The 18720-nt window shown below is 61.4% G+C and carries 15 protein-coding genes; 8 read left to right on the top strand and 7 right to left on the bottom strand.

Annotated features, from left to right (window positions below; all coding sequences use genetic code 11):
- Positions 1-18: 18 nt before the first annotated feature.
- The gene (locus tag ACFQDI_RS16330; RefSeq protein WP_377168669.1) at positions 19-1221 is read right to left on the bottom strand and encodes an alpha/beta hydrolase; all 1203 of its coding nucleotides are present in this window, start codon (positions 1219-1221) and stop codon (positions 19-21) included.
- Between the two features lie 468 nt (positions 1222-1689).
- Between ACFQDI_RS16330 and ACFQDI_RS16325 the strand changes: the two genes are divergently transcribed.
- The 8 genes from ACFQDI_RS16325 to ACFQDI_RS16290 all read left to right on the top strand — a co-directional run bounded on the left by ACFQDI_RS16325 (position 1690) and on the right by ACFQDI_RS16290 (position 13560).
- Positions 1690-3183, top strand: coding sequence for a hypothetical protein (locus ACFQDI_RS16325; RefSeq protein WP_377168667.1), 1494 nt, complete (start codon positions 1690-1692; stop codon positions 3181-3183).
- Positions 3184-3342: 159 nt separating this feature from the next.
- Positions 3343-3639 carry a hypothetical protein gene (locus tag ACFQDI_RS16320; RefSeq protein ID WP_377168665.1) on the top strand — a complete coding sequence of 99 codons (297 nt, stop codon included), beginning with the start codon at positions 3343-3345 and terminating at the stop codon, positions 3637-3639.
- Positions 3640-3686: 47 nt separating this feature from the next.
- Complete coding sequence (locus tag ACFQDI_RS16315; RefSeq protein ID WP_377168663.1) at positions 3687-6167, top strand: Hsp70 family protein; 2481 nt, start codon at positions 3687-3689, stop codon at positions 6165-6167.
- An 87-nt stretch (positions 6168-6254) separates the two neighbouring features.
- Positions 6255-7175, top strand: a complete 921-nt coding sequence (locus tag ACFQDI_RS16310) for a sugar phosphate isomerase/epimerase family protein (protein WP_377168661.1) — start codon at positions 6255-6257, stop codon at positions 7173-7175.
- 95 nt (positions 7176-7270) lie between these two features.
- Positions 7271-7648: a four helix bundle protein gene (locus tag ACFQDI_RS16305; RefSeq protein WP_377168659.1), complete on the top strand. Its 378-nt coding sequence runs from the start codon at positions 7271-7273 to the stop codon at positions 7646-7648.
- Positions 7649-7699: 51 nt separating this feature from the next.
- Positions 7700-9649, top strand: a complete 1950-nt coding sequence (locus tag ACFQDI_RS16300) for an alpha-1,4-glucan--maltose-1-phosphate maltosyltransferase (protein ID WP_377168657.1) — start codon at positions 7700-7702, stop codon at positions 9647-9649.
- A gap of 131 nt (positions 9650-9780) precedes the next feature.
- Complete coding sequence (locus ACFQDI_RS16295; RefSeq protein WP_377168655.1) at positions 9781-12240, top strand: DUF4838 domain-containing protein; 2460 nt, start codon at positions 9781-9783, stop codon at positions 12238-12240.
- Positions 12241-12297: 57 nt separating this feature from the next.
- Entirely contained in the window at positions 12298-13560 is a 1263-nt protein-coding gene (locus ACFQDI_RS16290; protein WP_377168653.1) for a CehA/McbA family metallohydrolase domain-containing protein, read from the top strand.
- Positions 13561-13671: 111 nt separating this feature from the next.
- Here the strand turns inward: ACFQDI_RS16290 and ACFQDI_RS16285 are convergent, their stop codons facing one another.
- From ACFQDI_RS16285 to rpmG, 6 genes are all read right to left on the bottom strand, one after another.
- Entirely contained in the window at positions 13672-14271 is a 600-nt protein-coding gene (locus ACFQDI_RS16285) for a hypothetical protein (RefSeq protein WP_377168651.1), read from the bottom strand.
- A gap of 6 nt (positions 14272-14277) precedes the next feature.
- Positions 14278-15936 carry a murein biosynthesis integral membrane protein MurJ gene (murJ, locus tag ACFQDI_RS16280; protein WP_377168649.1) on the bottom strand — a complete coding sequence of 553 codons (1659 nt, stop codon included), beginning with the start codon at positions 15934-15936 and terminating at the stop codon, positions 14278-14280.
- Positions 15937-16208: 272 nt separating this feature from the next.
- Positions 16209-17249, bottom strand: coding sequence for an L-threonylcarbamoyladenylate synthase (locus tag ACFQDI_RS16275; RefSeq protein ID WP_377168647.1), 1041 nt, complete (start codon positions 17247-17249; stop codon positions 16209-16211).
- Positions 17250-17396: 147 nt separating this feature from the next.
- A complete protein-coding gene (gene folE2 / locus ACFQDI_RS16270) occupies positions 17397-18191 on the bottom strand; it encodes a GTP cyclohydrolase FolE2 (protein WP_377168645.1) in 795 nt (264 codons plus the stop codon).
- Positions 18192-18277: 86 nt separating this feature from the next.
- On the bottom strand, positions 18278-18517 hold the full coding sequence (gene rpsR / locus ACFQDI_RS16265; RefSeq protein WP_377168643.1) for a 30S ribosomal protein S18: 240 nt from the start codon (positions 18515-18517) through the stop codon (positions 18278-18280).
- An 18-nt stretch (positions 18518-18535) separates the two neighbouring features.
- On the bottom strand, positions 18536-18709 hold the full coding sequence (gene rpmG / locus ACFQDI_RS16260; protein WP_294397372.1) for a 50S ribosomal protein L33: 174 nt from the start codon (positions 18707-18709) through the stop codon (positions 18536-18538).
- Between the last annotated feature and the right edge of the window lie 11 nt (positions 18710-18720).

Raw genomic sequence — 18720 nt, 5'->3', positions numbered from 1 at the left:
TTTCAGCTGTGCGTGGTATTACCGCGTCACCGCCAGCTCCACATCCTTCGCGCCTTCCACCACATCCAGGCTCCAGTCTCCCGCGCCGGGCTTCTGCTCCTTTGTCGTCACCGTGCCATCCGCTGTTTCCAGCCCCGGCACATCCGCAGCGCTGTAGCTCACCGTCAGCTTCACCTTGCCCACGATGGGCCCGGTCTTTTCTTCCAGCTTGAACTTGCCGCCCATCACACGTGCGCAGGCCACGGGGGCGGAGGGATCGTCTGAGGCAAAGATCACGCTGCCCCAGCTCACCGGCTTGCCGTTCACCGTAACCTTGCCGTTGATGGCCGTACGCTTCATCGGCTTGAGAAAGCCCTGGTTCCGCAGCCAGTCGCGCAGGTGCATGCTCCAGGTGCCCAGCACCGGATCACCCAGGAAGAGACCCACGCCATGCGGACCGGGGCGGTAGATGTGCAGCTCGGCGGGCACCTTGTTTTTGCGGCAGGCCAGGTAGAAAGCCACGGCGTTTTCGGCAGGCACCACCGTGTCCTCATCCGTCTGGAAGATGAAGGTGGGCGGCGTATTGGCCGTCACTCGCGTCTCGGTGCTCACGTGCTTCGCCAGCTCGTCGTTGTCATTCGGCCCCAGCAGGTTCTTGCGCGAGCCCTTGTGGCCGTAGTCCTCGATCATCGAGATCACCGGATACGTCGGCGCGGCCACATCCGGGCGTGCGCTGACCTGATCAATCGCGTCATTCGTCATGCCTGCGGGCTTTTCATCAAACATCGTCGCCGCCATCGAGGTCAGATGCCCGCCTGCGGAAAAGCCGATGATGCCGATCCGGTTCGGGTCGATGCCATACTGCTGCGCATTCGCCCGCACATGGCGGATCGCACGCTGCACATCGATGAGCTGCGTGGGAAAGTGATACCCCTGGCTGCCAAGACGGTAGTGCAGCACAAAGGCGGACACGCCCAGGCCATTGAACCACTTGGCTACCTGCACGCCCTCATGATCCGCCGCCAGCCCTCCGTAACCGCCACCCGGGCACACCACAAACGCCGCCCCGTTGGCCTTGTCCTTCGCCGCCGCCCACACATTGATGAAAGGCTGGTCCTTGTCCTCATCCCCCTTCGCTCCCGGTGCGCCCTCAGGCCAGAGACGGACCTTCGTCGGCTCGGCATGCAGTGAAGAGATCGTGGCGGAAACAAACAGCAGGGTCAGCAAAGTCAGCGGCTTCATGGTACCGCAAGAAGGCAAGCTGAGGCATCACTGCAACAAATCCCCCACTTTCACCCGGATCCACCAGCCATAAAAAATATGCGGTTGCCCGCTTTAACGATTTGCCTAGCATAAACTGCGCACATGACCACAGCAGACCCCGACCTCACCCCCCTGATGACGGTCGGCACACCTGCCTTGTATGCCCACAACGCCTTCCGCATCACGGGATTGATGGTCACTGCCTCCATGCGCGAGGTGACGCGCTACGGGGAAAGGTTGAAACTGCTGCAGCAGGTGGGCGGACAGGCCGCCGCAGGCCTGCCCGCGATGCTGGGCAGCACTCATGTCCCAGGGCCCGATGAGCTCCGAACAGCTCTCAGAAACTTGATGGATCTGCCAACCCGCGCGCTGCATGAATTCTTCTGGCTGTGGCCAGACAGCTGGGAGCAGCCGGAGGGGGATCCGGCCTTGATGAGCCTGAGACAGATGGACCTGGAGGGCGCCAAGGCCATCTGGACTGCGCGCGAGGCGGATGGCCAATGCTGCATTTCTACGCATAATCTTGCGGTGCTCAGCCACATGCGGGCCCTGGACTTGTCGCTGCGCGACTTGGCAAAGCCGCTGCCGCCAGAGGCACTCAACGAAATGTACGCTGAATGGCGGATGGCCATGAAACGCTGGAGGCGGATCGCGGAGGATGAGGATTTGTGGGACCATTACAAAGCGCGCATCATACAAATGGACGACCCGTCTGTGACCACAGGCCTGGCGCGGCGTCTGCGTGGAGACTTGCACTGGGCGTTTGACCGGATCCAAGCCATGCTCGCGGTGGCTTATGCGCAAAAGAAGCGCCGCATCGAGTGTCAATGGCTCATCAGCTTTTTGAAGTCTTCCCTGGGAGGCTTCGGCGAAGCTTTTCAATGCGCGACGGACCATGCGCTGGCCCGCGTGCGCGAGCGGCTGGACCATGCCCTTCAAAATGCCAGGCGGCAGGTTCAGACGGCGGAGATCGAAGGCATCGCCAGCGCTCGCCTGCTGCTGGACGCCGCCACCCCCTTGCTCAAGGTCGTGGAACTGGTGCAGCCCGGCCAGATGGGAAGCCCTGACCGCGAAAAAATCTCCCGGGGCGCTCTGAGTATCGCGGTGACAGGTTACAACTTGATCTACTGCTCCAAAAATCCCTCCCCTGCGGTGCTGGCTCAGCGGGAAAAACGAAGGCATGCGGAAGAATACCTCCCCATCATGGCGACCTGCCGCGCGCTGACGACTGACGCCGAGCTGCTCGGAATCATCAATTCCAATGTCCAGATCGCCCAGGCTCTTCTGCAAAGAATGCCTCCGGAAATAAACTTTGAGTACTCACGTCCAAAGCTGGTGAATGGCAGGAAAATGCTGTACCCCGCACAGCGCCCCAGATGGAGCACTCTCTTCCTTCACTGGCTGCGACTCGTCCCCCGGAGTGTCTGGATCTTGATGGTGATCATCTCCACAACCGCCGTCATTTCGCTGGTGGTCAATTCCATTTCTGCCAAACCCATAGCCACAGGAAAATTCACGCCCGAGGAGCTGAAAGCACACGGCCTGCCACAGCGCCTTGGTACGCAAGCGCTCATGGATTTGCCCAGCACCGGCGTGCTGCAGCGAAGTCCGGCTTTGCGAAGCGATCGTTCAAGATTGCAAATCTCGGCCCCCGTGAACGATAACGGCATTCATTTTTGCGCAATTCTGACTCTGCTGCTCAAGCCTGATCAATCTCTAAAGGTGTTTATCAGAAACGGGGAGAAGGCCGACATCAGGCTCCCGGATGATATTTATATGTTGACGCTCACCTGGGGAACCTACTGGAGCATTTTGGACAATCGGTTCGAGCCTCTCTATCAGGACAAGCTTTCTCCTTCACTCCTCCCCAATGGAATGCCCGCTGTCCTTCATATAACTTCGCTGCAGGACGGCGAGTTCCACATTCAACCCGCACACTGATCATTCCCTTCTCTTCCCACCATGAGCCAGTCCATTCCGACATCAATCTCATCGCCAGAAGCGGTCGCACCGAGAGATCCTGCGCCACAAAACGAGGGACACGTACCCCTGACAGCTCTCTGCGACATCGCCCTCCATGCATGGCGCCTGCAGCGGCGCATGACGGACCGTACCACCAAGGAAGTGAAGGAGGAGCACCGGCCGCTGGCGCGCCATGTGACTGCCATATTGGACACGCTGGAAAGGGTTGGCTTGACGCTGCGGGATCGTGAGACCGAAGCCTATGACTACGGCCTTCCAGAAAAGGTGGTGGCGGCGGAGCGCTCCGCAGCGGTAAGCCGTGAAACGGTGCTTGAGACCATCCGGCCCACGTTGTTTTTCCGCAACCAGATCGTCAAGGCGGGAGAGATCATCATCGCCCTGCCATTGGAGCCTTCCTCAGACTCCATCAGATGAGCTTCATTGCCTCACACTCTTCATCCTTAACCTCTCCAGATTCAATCATGCCACGTCAGACCCTCGATTTCGGAATCGATCTCGGAACCACCAACAGCGCCATCGCCGTGATGGAGGGCATCGCGCCCGCCATCATCAAAAACAACCAGGGGCAGGACACCACGCCCTCTGCCGTTGGCTTCACCAAGAACGGCGTGCTGCGGCTGGGAGAGGCCGCGCGGCGCGTGCAACTGGCGCAGCCCCAGGACGCTTACACGGAGTTCAAGCGGCGAATGGGCTCGGACGAAGTCTATGAGTTTCGTTCATCCGGCAAGCGCCTCAAGCCGGAGGAGCTTTCCGCCGAGGTGCTCAAATCACTGAAGGGAGATGTGGAACAGGCGCGCGGGGAGCAGGTGGCGGCGGCCGTGATCACCGTGCCTGCGGCGTTTGAACTGCACCAGTGCGAGGCCACGCAGCGTGCGGGCGCACTGGCGGGCTTCAGCATGACGCCACTGCTGCAGGAGCCGGTGGCTGCGGCGCTGGCTTATGGATTTCAGAAGGACCAGGAGAAAGGCTACTGGCTGGTCTATGACTTTGGCGGCGGCACCTTTGATGCGGCGCTGATCCGCGCGGAGGAGGGCATCATTCAGGTGACGGCGCATGAGGGGGACAATTTCCTCGGGGGCTCGGACATCGACTGGGCCATCTTTCAGCAGCTGCTGCTGCCGCGCCTCACGGAGCAGTTTGACCTTCCCGACTTTCGCCGGGGCAATCCCCGCTGGGAAGTGGCCGTGCAGAAGCTCAAGTCCGCCATCGAAAAGGCCAAAATTGAAGCCAGCCGCACCAGCCGCGCCCCGCTGGTGGAGTGCCTGTTTGAAGACGCCGCAGGAGCGGAGGTGGACCTTGAGTCTCTGGGCATGGAGCTGTCGCAGGAGGACATTGCACGCATCGCAGCACCGATCATCTCCAGATCGATCAGCCAGGTGAAGCGCCTGCTGGCCGGCAAGGGGCTGGCCTGCCACGACCTGGCCAGGACCATCCTGGTGGGAGGCCCCACCCTGGCACCCTATTTCCGTGCACAGTTGCAGTCGGAGCTGGGGACCAGCGTGGATTTCAGCGTGGATCCCATGACAGTCGTGGCCTGCGGCGCGGCTGTGTTTGCCAGCACGCAGCCCTTCACCGCAAAGGTGACGGTGGCCGTGTCCGCAGGAACGGTGGGGCTGGATCTGAAATACAAGCCCGTGGGCGTGGATGCCGATCCTCTGGTGGGCGGCCGCGTCCAGGCTGGCGCGGAGGGCTGTGCCAACCATACGATCGAATTCGCCAATGCCAGCAGCGGCTGGACCAGCGGCCAGGTACCGGTGAATCAGGACGGCACCTTTGCTCTCACTCTGGCAGCAGAGCGCAAGATGCGGAACGAATACCAGATCACCCTGCGGAACGCCGCCGGACAGCCGCTGAAGACCGCCCCCGAGAGCATCCATTACACCATCGGCGCAGCGGTGGAGGAGCAGCCTCTCATCCACTCCATCAGCGTGGCGCTGGCAAACAACAAAACACGCCAGTATTTCAGCAAAGGCTCGGGCCTGCCGCAGAAGTGCACGCATTCGCACCACACCGCCGACGTGCTGGTGGCCGGGGACAAGGAAAGCAGCCTGCGCATTCCCGTGGTGGAGGGTGAAAGCGCTCACAGCGACCGCAACCGCGTCATAGGCCACATGGAAATCCGCGGCGACCAGATCCGCCGCGATGTGCCCGCAGACCAGGAGATCCAGGTGACGCTCAAAATGGACGAATCACGCGACATCGTGATGGAGGTGTACATTCCCTATCTGGACGAGGAGTTTTCCACTCGTCTGGCACTGGGGCGCAAGGCCGCCGCAAACTCCGTGGAATTTCTGCACCAAAGGCTGATGAACGAAAACTCCCGCCGCCAGCTGCTGCGACGCAAGGCGGACGAGACCGAGGAGCGCACCGCAGCCCAGATCATCACCGATCTGGAACGCGAAATCTCCTTCGCTGAGCTGGAGGAGCGCATCCGTCAGGCCGACGGCGACTTTGTGACTTGCGAGCAGTGCGACAAGCTGCTGCTGGAGGCGGCCTGCCGTCTGGATGAGGCCGACGCGCTGATCAAGTGGCCCACCCTGGTCAGGAAAGTCAAACAACATGACAACGCCTTTTTCCAGCTGGCCCGTGAATGTGGCACCCCTGCCGATGTGCAGAAGGCGCAGGAGATGAATGACCGGATGCAGGAGTGCATACGCGCGAAAAACTTCGCCCGTCTCGATGCCGTGGACGATGAATTGTGGAGGCTGTACTCCAATCTGAGACACGGCCATTTCCCCTACTGGGAGAGAACTTTCCTATGGCTGGAGCCGCAGGCTCCGAGTTTGAGCGATCCCGAGGAAGCCCGCCGTTATGTACTGCTGGGGCGCCATGCGCTCACTGAAAAAAACCTCGCAGGATTGCGCTCTGCGTGCCACGGACTTTGGGGGTTCTTCCCCGACGAGGTGGAGATGTACCGGGGTCTGAAAGCGGGGATTACATGATCCCATCATCCGCCTCGACAAATTCGTTCTGTTTCCTCAGTATGGTACGACTCTAATCTTCCACCTCTCACCAACCGCACTCCCACCATGATCTCACGCCGTCATTTTCTCTCCACCAGCCTTGGCGCACTCAGCGTCTCCACCCTGCCTGCCATCGAGCCCATCAAGCGTCCCGGCAAAAGCCGCATGCAGCTCGGCGTGGCCGCCTACAGCTTCCGCGAGTACTTCCAGTGGATGCGCGACAAGGAGCAGAAGCCGAAGGACGGCAAGCCGCAGTGGAGCATCCTCGATTTCATCGACTGGTGCGGCGACAACAACGTCCCCGGCGCAGAGGTGACCAGCTACTTCTTCCCGAAGGATGTGGACGAAGCCTTCCTGCTGGAAGTGAAGCGCCGCGCCTACCTGCGTGGCGTGCAGCTCGCAGGCACCGCCGTGGGCAACAACTTCGCGCTGCCCAAGGGTGAAAAACTCAGCGAGCAGATCGCCTACACCAAGAAGTGGATCGACCACTCCGCCGTCATGGGCGCGCCGCACATCCGCGTGTTTGCGGGCCCGCAGCCCAAGGACCTCAGTGAGGAGCAGGCCGTGGCCAACTGCCTGGAGTCCTATCAGGAGTGCCTCGACTACGCCGCCAAGAAAGGCGTCTTCCTCGGCCTGGAAAACCACGGCGGCATCGTCGCAGAGCCGGACAATCTCATCAAGATGGTCAAGGCCGCCAAGAGCCCCTGGGCCGGCATCAATCTCGACAGCGGCAACTTCCACACCGAAGACCCTTATGCCGACCTCGCCAAGATCGCCCCTTACGCCGTCAATGTGCAGCTCAAGATGGAGATCAGCCGCAAGGGTGCCAAGAAAGGCGAAAGCGAACCCAGCGATGTGAAACGCGTCATCCAGATCATGCGCGACGCCAACTACCAGGGCTGGTTCACCCTCGAGTTTGAGACCAAGGAAGACCCCTTCGTCCGCGTCCCCGAAATCTGCAACATGCTGCGCCCGCTGCTGGGCTGAGTTTGCGGTGGTTGGCAGTTGTTTGCAATGGCTTGCAGTGGTTGATTGAAACCTTGGGTGCGATTCTGCACCTCGGTTCTTCATCGCTGCATACCATGAGAAAAGAATTCCCCTTTGAGAAGCTGGAAGTCTGGCAGGATGCCCGGCAGCTGGTCCGCTCCGTGTATGAGTGCGCAGGTGCATTTCCATCTGCAGAGCGCTTTGGCCTGGCCAGCCAGCTCACCCGTGCCTCGGTTTCCGTGGCCAATAATCTGGCTGAAGGCAGTGGGCGGTCCAGCCTAAAAGATCAGGCACACTTTTCCAGTCAGGCCTACAGCTCCCTCATGGAGACAGCGTGCGACCTGATTCTCTCCAACGACCTCGGCTTCACCTCCAGGGAGGCCACCGATCCCATCCTCAATCAGGCCTACGATCTTTCTGTCAGGATCCACAACCTCCGCGAATCCCAGCTGCGCCGCGCGGCACAGGCTTGAAACCACTGCAAACAATTGCAAACCATCGCCAACCACCGCAAACTTCTCCCCATGTCCCACGCCCCCACCGTCGTCATCGAAAATTTCTACCCCTGCCTTGATGGCGGGCAGCATCCGGTCAAGCGGGTCATCGACGAGCCGCTGGATGTCTGGTGCGACATCTTCAAGGACGGGCACGATGTGATGAGCGCCGTCCTGCGCTGGCGCGCGGCAGGCTCCAAGCGCTGGCTTGAGGCCCCCATGAAGCTGCTGGAAAACGACCGCTGGCACGGCCAGTGCCGCTTTTCCAAAGCCGGGCGCTGGGAGTATGTCGTGGAGGCTTGGGGAGACACCTTCCGCTCGTGGAAAAAGACCTTCGCCGTCCGTGTGCAGGCCAAGGACCCCGACGTGCCCGTGGAGGCTCAGGAAGGCGCACGCCTGCTGCGAGAGGCTGCCGGTCGCGCACGCACCGCAGGCGTCCCCACCGCAGCCACCCAGCTCGAAAACTGCGCAGACCTTCTCACCTCCGTAAAGCCCGCAGACATCATGGAGGTGCTGCTCTCCGACGAGATGCAGAGCCTGATGGACCAATACCCGGACCGCTCACAGTCCACCACCTCCGGCACTCTGCGCGCCACCGTGGAGCGCGAGCGCGCACGCTTCTCCGCCTGGTATGAGTTCTTCCCGCGTGGCGCTGAGGGTCGCAGCGACAAGCACTCCACCTTCCGCGACTGCCTGGGCCGCCTGGACCACGCCGCGCACATGGGCTTTGACGTGATTTATTTCCCGCCGATCCACCCCATCGGTGTCACCGCACGCAAAGGCAAAAACAACACCCTCACCGCCAAAGAGGGCGACGTGGGCAGCCCCTGGGCCATCGGCGGCCCCGCTGGCGGGCATTACAGCATCGAGCCCGCGCTCGGCACCGAGAAGGACTTCGTCTGGCTCGTGAAGGAGGCGAAAAAGCGCGGCCTCGAAATCGCGCTCGACTTCGCGCTCAACTGCTCGCCGGATCATCCTTATGTCAAAGACCATCCCGAGTGGTTCTACAAGCGCCCGGACGGCAGCATCCGCTATGCGGAAAATCCGCCGAAAAAGTACCAGGACATCTACCCGCTCAACTTCCACTGCGACGACTGGCGCAACCTCTGGAAGGAGCTCATCGCCGTGGTGCAGTTCTGGGTGGACCGCGGCGTGAAGATCTTCCGCGTGGACAATCCGCACACCAAGCCCGTCGCCTTCTGGGAGGAGCTCATCGCCACCATCCAGCGCAAGGACCCGGACGTGCTCTTCCTCGCCGAGGCCTTCACCAAGCCGAAGATGATGCAGGTGCTGGGCAAGGTGGGCTTCACGCAGAGCTACACCTACTTCACCTGGCGTGAGGACCGCCAGTCACTCACCGAATACGCCACGGAGCTCACGCGCAGCGACATGCGCTGGTACTACCGCGCCAATTTCTGGCCCAACACCCCGGACATCCTGCCTGGCCACCTCCAGAATGCGGGCTCCCAGATGTTCCGCATCCGCGCCGCCCTGGCCGCCACACTCTCCTCCACCTGGGGCATGTACTCCGGCTACGAACTCTGCGAAAACGACCCCTACCCCGGCAAGGAGGAGTACAACAACAGCGAGAAGTACGAGCTCAAGCAGCGCGACTACAACAGGCTCGGCAACATCACCGGCTTCATCCGCCAGCTCAACCTCATCCGCCGCGACAACCCGGCGCTGCACCTCTACGACAACCTTCGCTTCCACGGTGCGGACCACGCCCAGATGCTCTGCTACAGCAAGGCCACGCCCGACTTCAGCAGCCGCATCCTCTGCGTCATCAGCCACGACGCACACCAGCCGGCCATCGGCATGGTGCATCTGGACCTCAGCGCCCTCGGCCTGGACGGCAGCCGCCCCTACAAGGTGACCGACCTCCTCCACAACCAGACCTACGAGTGGCGCGGCGCGGACAACTACGTGGAGCTCCGCCCCGGCGGCACCTCCATGCACATCTTCCGCGTGGAGCAGTAAAGTGTCATGAAACCGCTGCTCTGCAGTTAATCGGTCCCTTGGCTCGCAGGGCGGTTCGGCTGCCTCGTCCTGCAGAGATAGATTTCTGCTGCATGGAGGTATTGGTGAGATCCCCAATCTCACACATCATCATGCTGAAGCAGCTTTGTTCTATCCTCGTCGTTGCCCTGATTGCCTCGCCACACTCGCTGAGCGCCGCAGATTCGATCATCGTCGAACAAGGCAGGCCTCATGCGGAGATCGTCATCTCTGACAAACCCGCGCGCATGACGAAGCTGGCGGCGAAGGAGCTGCAGCAGTACGTGGCCAAAATGTCTGGCGCGACTCTGCCAGTCGTCACGGAGCGCACGCCGGGAAAATCCACGATCTTTGTGGGCATGAGCCGCCACACGGAGGCTCTTGGCCTTGCGACACAGACGCTCCAGCACGGTGCCTTCCGCATGGCCTCAGGCGAGGGCTGGCTGGCCCTGCTGGGCGCGGACAAGGACTACGTGCCCATCGAGCCCTGGGGCCGCAAGCGGGACAAAAATGAAACCGCCCGCGTGAATGCCGAGTGGGACAAAATCACGGGAGACACTTTTTGGAACACCGCCGGCGAGCTCTACCAGCGCTACCACCCCGAGCTCGACATCTGGGAAATGGATGATGCAGGCACCTTCAATGCCGTGAATGAATTCCTGCGCAGCCTCGGCTGCCGCTGGTTCGCCCCCGGAGAGATCGGCGAGGTGGTGCCGCAGGTGGCCACGATCACGCTGCCGCAGGTAAACCGCACGGTGGCTCCCGACTTTGGCTTTCGCCGCTTCTCCTACTACACGCAGCACACCGGCATTGGCGACAGGGCTCTATGGGATCTTCGCCTCGGCCTCAACTTCGGCGCGGAGATCGCGGGCTTTCCGCAGATCTGCCACGGGCTGAAGTTTGTCATCATGCGCGATGAGATGAAAAAAGCGCACCCGGAGATGTATCTGCTGCAGGAGGGCAAACGCAGCACTCGCAGCGAAGGCATCCCCAATCTGCTCTCTCCGCTGCTGTTTGAAAAACAGGTGAAGCATGTGCGCGCGATGTTTGACCACTTCCACGAGCCGATGCACAACATCGACCTCGTGGACGGCTACAGCGGCCTGACCTCCGACGATCCCGCCTGGATGGCGCAGCTCACACCAGAGCGCGGCTGGAGAGGCACCATGTCCGACCACGTCTGGGGATACCTGAACCGCGTGGCGCTGGAGGTGAACCGCAGCCACCCGGACCGGCTCGTCAGTGCGCTGGCCTACGGCGCCTACACCCAGCCGCCGCTGAAGATTGAAAAGCTCAGCCCCAACCTCGCACTGATCGACGTGCGGCACCGTCAGGAGTTCTGGGACGAGGCCAAATGGAAGGAGCGCCGGGAATGGCGCGCCGAGTGGCTGAAGAAGCTGCCCTCCGGCAAGTACATCAGCTGGGACTTCTGCACCAATGCACGCCCGGAGCAGGTCGGACGTCCTGTGGTTTACACTCAGCAGATCAGCCGGGACCTGCGCGAGCTGAAAGGTGTCAGCCTTGGCGAACTGGTGGAAATTTACGCGCACCCCACAGACAAGGAGTCATCCTTTGGCTACAACGATCTCGCCATCGAGCATCTCAATCTCTATCTCACCGCACGTCTCTACTGGGATGTGAATCAGGACGTGAATGCGCTGCTGGCAGATTATGTCACCAGCTACTACGGCCCTGCGGCTGAGGCGATGCGGGCCTTCATCACCCATGCTGAATCCAACTGGATGCACATGAATACCGACGCGGCAAAGATCGGCGAGTCCCTGGACCTCCTCGCCAAGGCCAAGGCCGCCGCCGATCCGGCCAGTCTCCCGGGCCGCCGCATTCAGCAGATCGCGGAGCTCATGAAGCCTCTGGAAGCCCTGCGCATGCAGCTCAGCCGTAAACGCGAAACGGATCTCTCTTATCGCGTGCTGGAAACCTCCAACACCGGAGCCAAACCGCTCGGCAGCAAGCCGCTCGATGGCAATGTGGACAAAGCCTGGTGGGGCGAGGTACGCATCGCGCCGCTGATCAAGCTGCGCTCTGAAGACCCTCAGCCCAAATGCAACAGCAGCTTCCAGATCCAGCGCGATGGCGGCACCTTGCACATCGGCATCGTCTGCCTGGAGCCGGACATGAAAGGGCTGCAGACCAGCACAACTCAAAACGACGACCCCAAGCTTCTGGAGGGCGACCACATCACCCTGCTCATCGAGACATCCACGCGCAGCTACTACGAGATCTCCATCAATCCAGCCGGAGCCGTGTATGATCTCGACCGCGCCACGGGCGGACGTGGGCTCGGCTGGAGCAGCGGCGCGCAGGTGGCCGTGCATCGCGGCACAGATCGCTGGAGCATCGAGATGAGACTCCCGATCGTCGGAGACGAGGCCTTTGTGCTCGATCCCACCAAGGGCATCGATGGCTCGCGGCCCACCGAGCTCTTCCCATGGCACTTCAATCTCGGCCGCAGCCGTGTGCGTGATGGCAAAGCAGAGCGCACCGCCTTCTCCCCCACCGGCAAGGCAGACCTGCGCGTGCCTGAGAAGTTTGCCAAGCTCTGGGGGCGGTAAAACTTTACGTCACCAAATTCCCGGCGAGATCCACGCTTCTTCGTGCGTTCGAAAAAGATGCGCCCAACCATTTTCAGCATTCTTCTCCTCGGCCTGCTCTCCACCGCCTCCGCCGCAGAGCCGCGCTGGTACAAGGGGAACACGCACACGCATTCCCTGTGGAGCGACGGCAATGACTTTCCGGAGATGATCACGGACTGGTACAAGCAGCATGGCTACGACTTCCTGGCCATCTCCGACCACAACGTGCTCCAGGCGAAAGAGGTGTGGATGAGCGAGCCCGCCATCGAAAAGCGCCGCAAGGCCCTGGGCAAGACCACGATGGAAAAGTACCGCGCCCGCTTTGGCGACGAGTGGGTGACCACACGTGTCAAAGACGGCGTCACCGAGGTGCGGCTGAAGAAGCTGGAGGAGTACCGCCCCAAGTTTGAAGTGCCCGAAAAATTCCTCATCGTGCAGGCGGAAGAGATCAGCGCGGGGCTGGGCAAGGTGCCAATCCATCTGGGAGCGGTGAACCTGCGCGAGGAGATCAAACCGATCAAAGACCTGGGCAGCGTGCAGGAGGTGCTGCGGGCAAACTTTCAACTGATGAACGAGCAGTCCAAGCGGCTCGGCGTGCCGATGCTGACGCACATCAATCATCCCAATTTCCGCTGGGCCTTCACGGCAGATGACATGGCAGCCGTGCTGGAAGAAAACTTCTGGGAGATCTACAACGGCCATCCCGGCATCAACTGGCTCGGCGATGAGACGCGAGTGGGGCATGAGAAACTGTGGGACATCGCAAACACGCTGCGCATCGCCCAGTTCAAGGCGCCGCCCATGTATGGGGTGGGCACCGATGACGCGCACAATTACCACGGCGAGGAAGCAAGCCCCGGGCGCGGCTGGGTGATGGTTCGCGCATCGAAGCTCGATCCGGATGAACTCGTGAAGGCGATGAAGGCTGGCGATTTTTATGCTTCTTCCGGCGTCACGCTGGATGATGTGAGCTTCACCGACGGCACCCTGCGGATCCGCATTCATGCCGAGCCCGGGGTCATCTATGAAACGGTGATCCGGGGTACGTTGCAGGGCTTTGATGCGACGACAACGGACGTCAAAACTCCGCCGGGCGACACCTACCCCACCCGCAAGATTTACTCCGAGGATGTGGGCAGGACGCTGGCAAAGATCGAAGGCAGCGAGATCGTCTGGAAACCCACCGGCAAGGAATTGTACTTCCGCGCAACGGTTGTTTCTTCAAAGCCACATCCGAACCCCTCCTTCAAAGACCAGACCGAGATGGCATGGACGCAGCCGATGGGCTGGAAAAAGTAGCCCAGTTCCTGTGGAACTGGGGAGCGCTCCACAATGACGCAGAGTGTGGGACAGCCGGGTGGCGTGGGTGCAGCGAAAGCCCACCCTTGTTGCACAGCAACAAGGCTGCTTTCACCTCACCCTCATCCCCTGCATGCGCCCCTGCATGCCTTCGAGCATCGGGGCCATCTCCAGCTTCATGGAGAGCGGCGCCTCCTTGAAAAAGAGCCCCATGTCCTTCGTGAAGTTCTTTTCAAAGCTGGCGGCATCCTGATCCAGCATCATCTGCATTTCAGGGTTCTTTGAAGCCTTCTTTTTCATCTCGCGCTGGATGCCTCCAATGATCCGCCGGCGGTCCTCGGCGGGCAGCTTTTCCAGCCCCTTCATCACCGCCTTGAAGTTCTCCTCCACCGTGCGGCCCACATACACGCCCTTTTCTTCGTCCGTGAGCGATTTGGTAAAGCGCTCCATGGTTTCCAGGCCGTCCTCGCGCATCTGGTTGCGCTGGCTGAAGTCGAGCTTGAGCACGGAGCTGATGACCTTGTCCAGATACGCTTTCCGCTTCGGCTCAGAGAGGTTTTCATCCTCCAGCCACGGAGCCTCGGCCATCAGCGCCAGCGTCTTGTCCGGAGAGAAAACGGAGTCCTCCGTCACCCACATGACCACGCCGACTCCAGCCCACACGAGCACGAGAAAAGCGGCGATCTGGAGCCAGAAACGTTGGAGAGCCATGGTCCGCTACTTTTTGCCAAAGCGGCGGCCTAGCAACGAGAGAAATTCCCCGGCTTCCTCCACCTTGAGCAGCTTGGTCACGGCAAAATACGCTGCGGCAGACGCGCCGATGCTGATGCCCAGCGTGGCGCAGCGCAGCATGAACTGCAGATGCGCCCAGTCGGCCATGATGCTGCTCTTGGCCGCAATGCAGATGGCGGACATGGCCCCGATGCCCACCAGCAGCCTGCCGAGCGATTGCATCAGCGGGCCCGTCTCCAGTCCGGAGGCAAACTTGCGCATGCAGAGGTAAAGCGTGAGAAAATTGAGCAGCAGGCCCACCGCTGTGGCCCAGGCCAGCGCGGTGTGGTCCCAGTGGAAGACGAAGACGGTGATGGAGTTCACCGTGGCGGTGAAGACGATGACGCCAATGCTCACCACCATGGGAATGAAGCGGCGGTTGATGGTGTAAAACGCCGGCTGCAGCACCTTGATGGCGGCGTAGAAGATGAGCCCAAAGGCGTAGGCCTGCAGCGGCGCGGCGGTGTTGCGCACGTCCATGGCATTGAATTTGCCATGCTCAAAAATGACGGAGATGATCTCATCGGCAAGCAGCGTGAGCCCGACGGCGCAGGGCAGCGTGAGAAAGAGCACCAGACGCAGCCCCTTGGCCAGCGCCCCACGAAAGGCGGGGGTGATGCCATCCGTGGCCAGGCGCGAGAGCATGGGCAGCGTAACGGTGGCCACGGCCACGCCAAACAGCCCCAGCGGCAGCTGCTGCAGGCGCTGCGCATTCGCCAGCCAGGCGAGGGATTTTTCATGCCCTGCGGTGAAGGAGGCGAAGATGGAGTTGAGCATCACCGCCACCTGCGTGCCGCTGGCGGCCAGCATGGAGGGCCACATGAGATGCAACACCTCTTTCACGGCGGGGTCTTTGCAGCCAAAGTCAAAACGGAAGCGAAAGCCCACCCGACGCAGCGAAGGCAGCTGAATGCCGAGCTGCATCACACCGCCGATCAGTGTGCCGATGGCGAATCCCGTGAGCCCCTTCTCACTGACATGGCCATGGCGGAAGCCGGGATCGATGATCCACGCCAGCACCACGCCGCCGACAATGCAGCCGAGATTAAAAAAAGCCGAGGCCACGGCGGGAATGAAGAACACCTTCTTAGAGTTCAGCATGCCCATGACCAGCGCCGTGACGGACACCAGCGCGATGAAGGGGTACATGATCTGCGCCAGCCAGGTGCCGAGCACCTTGGCCTCCTCGCTCAGGCCCGGCGTCAGGATGCGGAAGAGGATGGGCGCCAGCGCCACGCCCGCGATGGCCACGAGCGTCATGAACCACATGGAAAGGGAGATCATCTTGCGCCCGAGCACCCACGCGGCCTCATCGCCCTCCGTCTTCATCTTTTTGGAGAAGGTGGTGACAAAGGCCGTCGAAAGAGCGCCTTCGGCAAAGAGATCGCGCAGCATGTTCGGCGTGCGAAAGGCGGCGGTGAAGATGCCGGTGAAGGCAGAGCCAAAGAAGCCGTTGAGCATCTGATCCCGCACCAGCCCGAGCACGCGGCTGCACAGGATGGCGATGGAGACCACCCCCGTGGAGCGGGCCGTGGCGCCTTTCTCCGTAGTGCGAGCCTCCGGCAGGCCTTCCTTCGCTGGTTCTGATGAAGATGCTTCAGTCATGGGGGTGTGATGCGTGATTCAAAGCGGTGCGTGCAGGCCAGGCGTGAATTTGGAGTGCGGTTGCGAAGCGAGGGACGAGCGCAGCCACCGCTTTCCGCAGGCCGCACGGCGCACGAACGCCCCAGTCCACCCGCCACCACGAGACGTTCGAAAGCGGCAGCTTCGTTCGCTCCTCACTGCGCGGCTGTACTCCAAAGGGCTCCCGCCACTTGCGCTGCCACTGGAACGAAGGACGTGAGGTCATCGAAGATGTTGAAGGGAGGACGGTTGCGCTACACCCGGCGGCTTGCGCGGCGGAGCTTGTCCATCATGGCGATTCCCATGCCATGTTCATGCAACGGTTCTGCAATGATTTCATCCACGCCCAGCTTGTCGAGCGCGCGGAGGACGTAGAAGAAGCGCACCGCCGCCTCCGGCAGCTTGCCGTTGCCGGGGCTCAGCATCATGACTTCCTCCCAGTCGCAGAGATTGAGGTAGCCGTCCTTCTCCTCGCCACGATAGCTCATGAGGGCGTAGCGCTTGCCCTCTTCGGGAATAAAATCCTCCGGACGCTCCAGCAGGCGCAGCGGCGTCTTGGGCGCGTAGTGGGAGGCCAGCTGGCCGGGCGCGGCGGTGGCTTCATCCACCACGGTACGGGTGGCCTGGCGCACCTTGCCGTACGCCTTCAGATCCTCCGGCGTGATCGGGCCGGGGCGCACGATGTCGATGAACATCTTCGGCGTTCCAGGCTCGATTTTGATGATGGTGGACTCCAGCCCAAACATGCACGCTCCGGCATCGACGATGAGGTGGATCCTCCCGTCCAGCTCGGCCTGCACAGCGCTGGCGGAGGTCGGGCTGATGGAGCCAAAGCGGTTCGCACTCGGCGCCGCCAGCGGCTTGCCCAAGCCGGTGATCACACGGCGGAAGATCGGGTTGGAGCTCACACGCACGGCCACCGTGGGCAGCCCGGCGGTCACGAGATCCGGCACGATCGGCTTTTTGGGCAGCAGAATCGTGAGGGGCCCCGGCCAGAAGCGCTCGACCATTTTCTTGAGCGTGGCGGAAATCTCCGGCGGCACATCGGCCACAAGGTCGATCTGGTCCTTGCTGGCGAGGTGGACGATCAGCGGGTCAAAGCTGGGGCGCTCCTTGGCCTCAAAGATCTTCGCCACAGCGGCCGCGTCCAGCGCATTCGCCGCGAGCCCATAGACCGTCTCCGTGGGCAGGGCGACGACTTCACCTTCCTTCAGCAGACGCACGGCTTCATCCACCGCCTGGTGCATGAGCGGCGGCTGGTCGGTGGGGAGGACGGCGGTGACGTAGGTGGACATGGAAGAAGTGAAAGATGAAGGCTGAAAGATAAAAGCTAAAAGGGTTCCAGAGCGGGTGATCGAGGCAGAACGATGTTCAGATTTAAGCTTTTATCTTTTAGTTTTCCGAACGCGTGAAGACTCCCCTGCCGGCAAAGCATGACTCCTTCACTTTGCCGCAGGAGCCGCCCCTCCCTCAATCATCGCCCAGGCGTTGTGATTGTGGATGGACTCGTAGTTCTCCGCCTCCACGCGGAACCAGGTGATGCGCGGATGCGCCCTGGCCTTCACCGCCACGTTGCGCACCAGATCCTCCACGAAAACGGGGTTGTCGTAGGCGGCTTCGGTCACATGCTTTTCATCCGGGCGCTTGAGGATGCTGTACAGTTCGCTGCTCGCGCTGGACTCCACCAGCTCCAGCAGGTCCTCGATCCACACAGGGTCGCTGAAGCGCACGGCCAGGGTCACGGTGCCGCGCTGATTGTGCGCGCCACGGGCGCTGATGGCCTTGGAGCAGGGGCACAGGGTGGTCACGGGCACCTCGACGGTGAGCACGAAGTCGGTGCTGTCCTTGTCGGCGTTCACTTCAAAGACCACGCCGTAGTCCAGCAGGCCCTCGGCACCGGAGACCGGGGCCTTCTTGGAGCGGAAGTAGGGGAATTTCATCTCCACGTGCGCCTTGTCCGCATGGAGCTTTTTCATCAGCTCGTGCGGCATGGCGACGATGTTGGAGACCGTCAGCTCCGTACCATGGGCGTGCAGCACCTCCACAAAGCGGCTCATGTGGGTGCCTTTGAAATGATGCGGGAGATCGACGGCCAGGGAGACGGTCGCAACCGTGTGCTGCACGGCGGCATCCCGGTCACGGATGCTCAGGGGAAACCTCAGGCTGCGCACACCCACGCGGTCGATGGGGAGGCGGCGGTCGTCGCGTTCGTTTTGCGTGTCGGAAAGGGCGGACATGGGCTGTAAATAGAACTTCCCACTGCCGCGTTATGCAACAGTGGGAAGCAGATCAAAAATTACCCTTCACAGGCAGAGCCTGCAAATCAAGGCAGAAGGTTGACGGCGCGGGAGCGCTTGATCTCACGCACGACCTTGCGGTGCAGCCAGGCGGGAAGACCGGTGATGCGGCGGGGGATGAGCTTGCCGGACTCCGTGGTGAAACGGGCGAGCAGCTCAGGATTGGTGTAGTTAATCTTCTCCACCGGGATGTCCACACGGCGGCGCGGCATCTTGCGATTCGCGCGGCGGAAGTTGGACATGCGTTCTTTGGTCTTCGGTTGCATGGCAGTCTTGGGTAAAAATTAGCGGGTTTCGCGGTGAAGGGTACGCTTCTTCATGAAGTGATTGAACTTCACCTTTTCAAGACGGCCCGGAGTGCGGACGCTCTTCTTGTTGCGCGTGGTCACGTAGCGGGAGGGCGGCATACCTGCGGCTTTCGCTTCGGTGCATTCAAGGGTGATGATTTCTCGCGGCATAAATTTGGGGC

This window comes from Prosthecobacter fluviatilis (assembly GCF_042655725.1).
Taxonomy (GTDB): Bacteria; Verrucomicrobiota; Verrucomicrobiia; order Verrucomicrobiales; family Verrucomicrobiaceae; genus Prosthecobacter; species Prosthecobacter fluviatilis.
This window is presented reverse-complemented; position numbering and strand designations above follow the sequence as displayed.

Bases quoted from the DNA above. Each gene is read 5' to 3' on its own strand.
- ACFQDI_RS16295 (WP_377168655.1), top strand. From the start codon at position 9,781: ATGCTGAAGCAGCTTTGTTCTATCCTCGTCGTTGCCCTGATTGCCTCG.
- rpsR (WP_377168643.1), bottom strand. From the start codon at position 18,517: ATGCAACCGAAGACCAAAGAACGCATGTCCAACTTCCGCCGCGCGAAT.
- ACFQDI_RS16325 (WP_377168667.1), top strand. From the start codon at position 1,690: ATGGACCTGGAGGGCGCCAAGGCCATCTGGACTGCGCGCGAGGCGGAT.
- rpmG (WP_294397372.1), bottom strand. From the start codon at position 18,709: ATGCCGCGAGAAATCATCACCCTTGAATGCACCGAAGCGAAAGCCGCA.
- ACFQDI_RS16310 (WP_377168661.1), top strand. From the start codon at position 6,255: ATGATCTCACGCCGTCATTTTCTCTCCACCAGCCTTGGCGCACTCAGC.
- ACFQDI_RS16320 (WP_377168665.1), top strand. From the start codon at position 3,343: ATGACGGACCGTACCACCAAGGAAGTGAAGGAGGAGCACCGGCCGCTG.
- ACFQDI_RS16330 (WP_377168669.1), bottom strand. From the start codon at position 1,221: ATGAAGCCGCTGACTTTGCTGACCCTGCTGTTTGTTTCCGCCACGATC.
- ACFQDI_RS16290 (WP_377168653.1), top strand. From the start codon at position 12,298: ATGCGCCCAACCATTTTCAGCATTCTTCTCCTCGGCCTGCTCTCCACC.
- ACFQDI_RS16315 (WP_377168663.1), top strand. From the start codon at position 3,687: ATGCCACGTCAGACCCTCGATTTCGGAATCGATCTCGGAACCACCAAC.
- ACFQDI_RS16305 (WP_377168659.1), top strand. From the start codon at position 7,271: ATGAGAAAAGAATTCCCCTTTGAGAAGCTGGAAGTCTGGCAGGATGCC.
- ACFQDI_RS16300 (WP_377168657.1), top strand. From the start codon at position 7,700: ATGTCCCACGCCCCCACCGTCGTCATCGAAAATTTCTACCCCTGCCTT.
- murJ (WP_377168649.1), bottom strand. From the start codon at position 15,936: ATGACTGAAGCATCTTCATCAGAACCAGCGAAGGAAGGCCTGCCGGAG.
- ACFQDI_RS16275 (WP_377168647.1), bottom strand. From the start codon at position 17,249: ATGTCCACCTACGTCACCGCCGTCCTCCCCACCGACCAGCCGCCGCTC.
- ACFQDI_RS16285 (WP_377168651.1), bottom strand. From the start codon at position 14,271: ATGGCTCTCCAACGTTTCTGGCTCCAGATCGCCGCTTTTCTCGTGCTC.
- folE2 (WP_377168645.1), bottom strand. From the start codon at position 18,191: ATGTCCGCCCTTTCCGACACGCAAAACGAACGCGACGACCGCCGCCTC.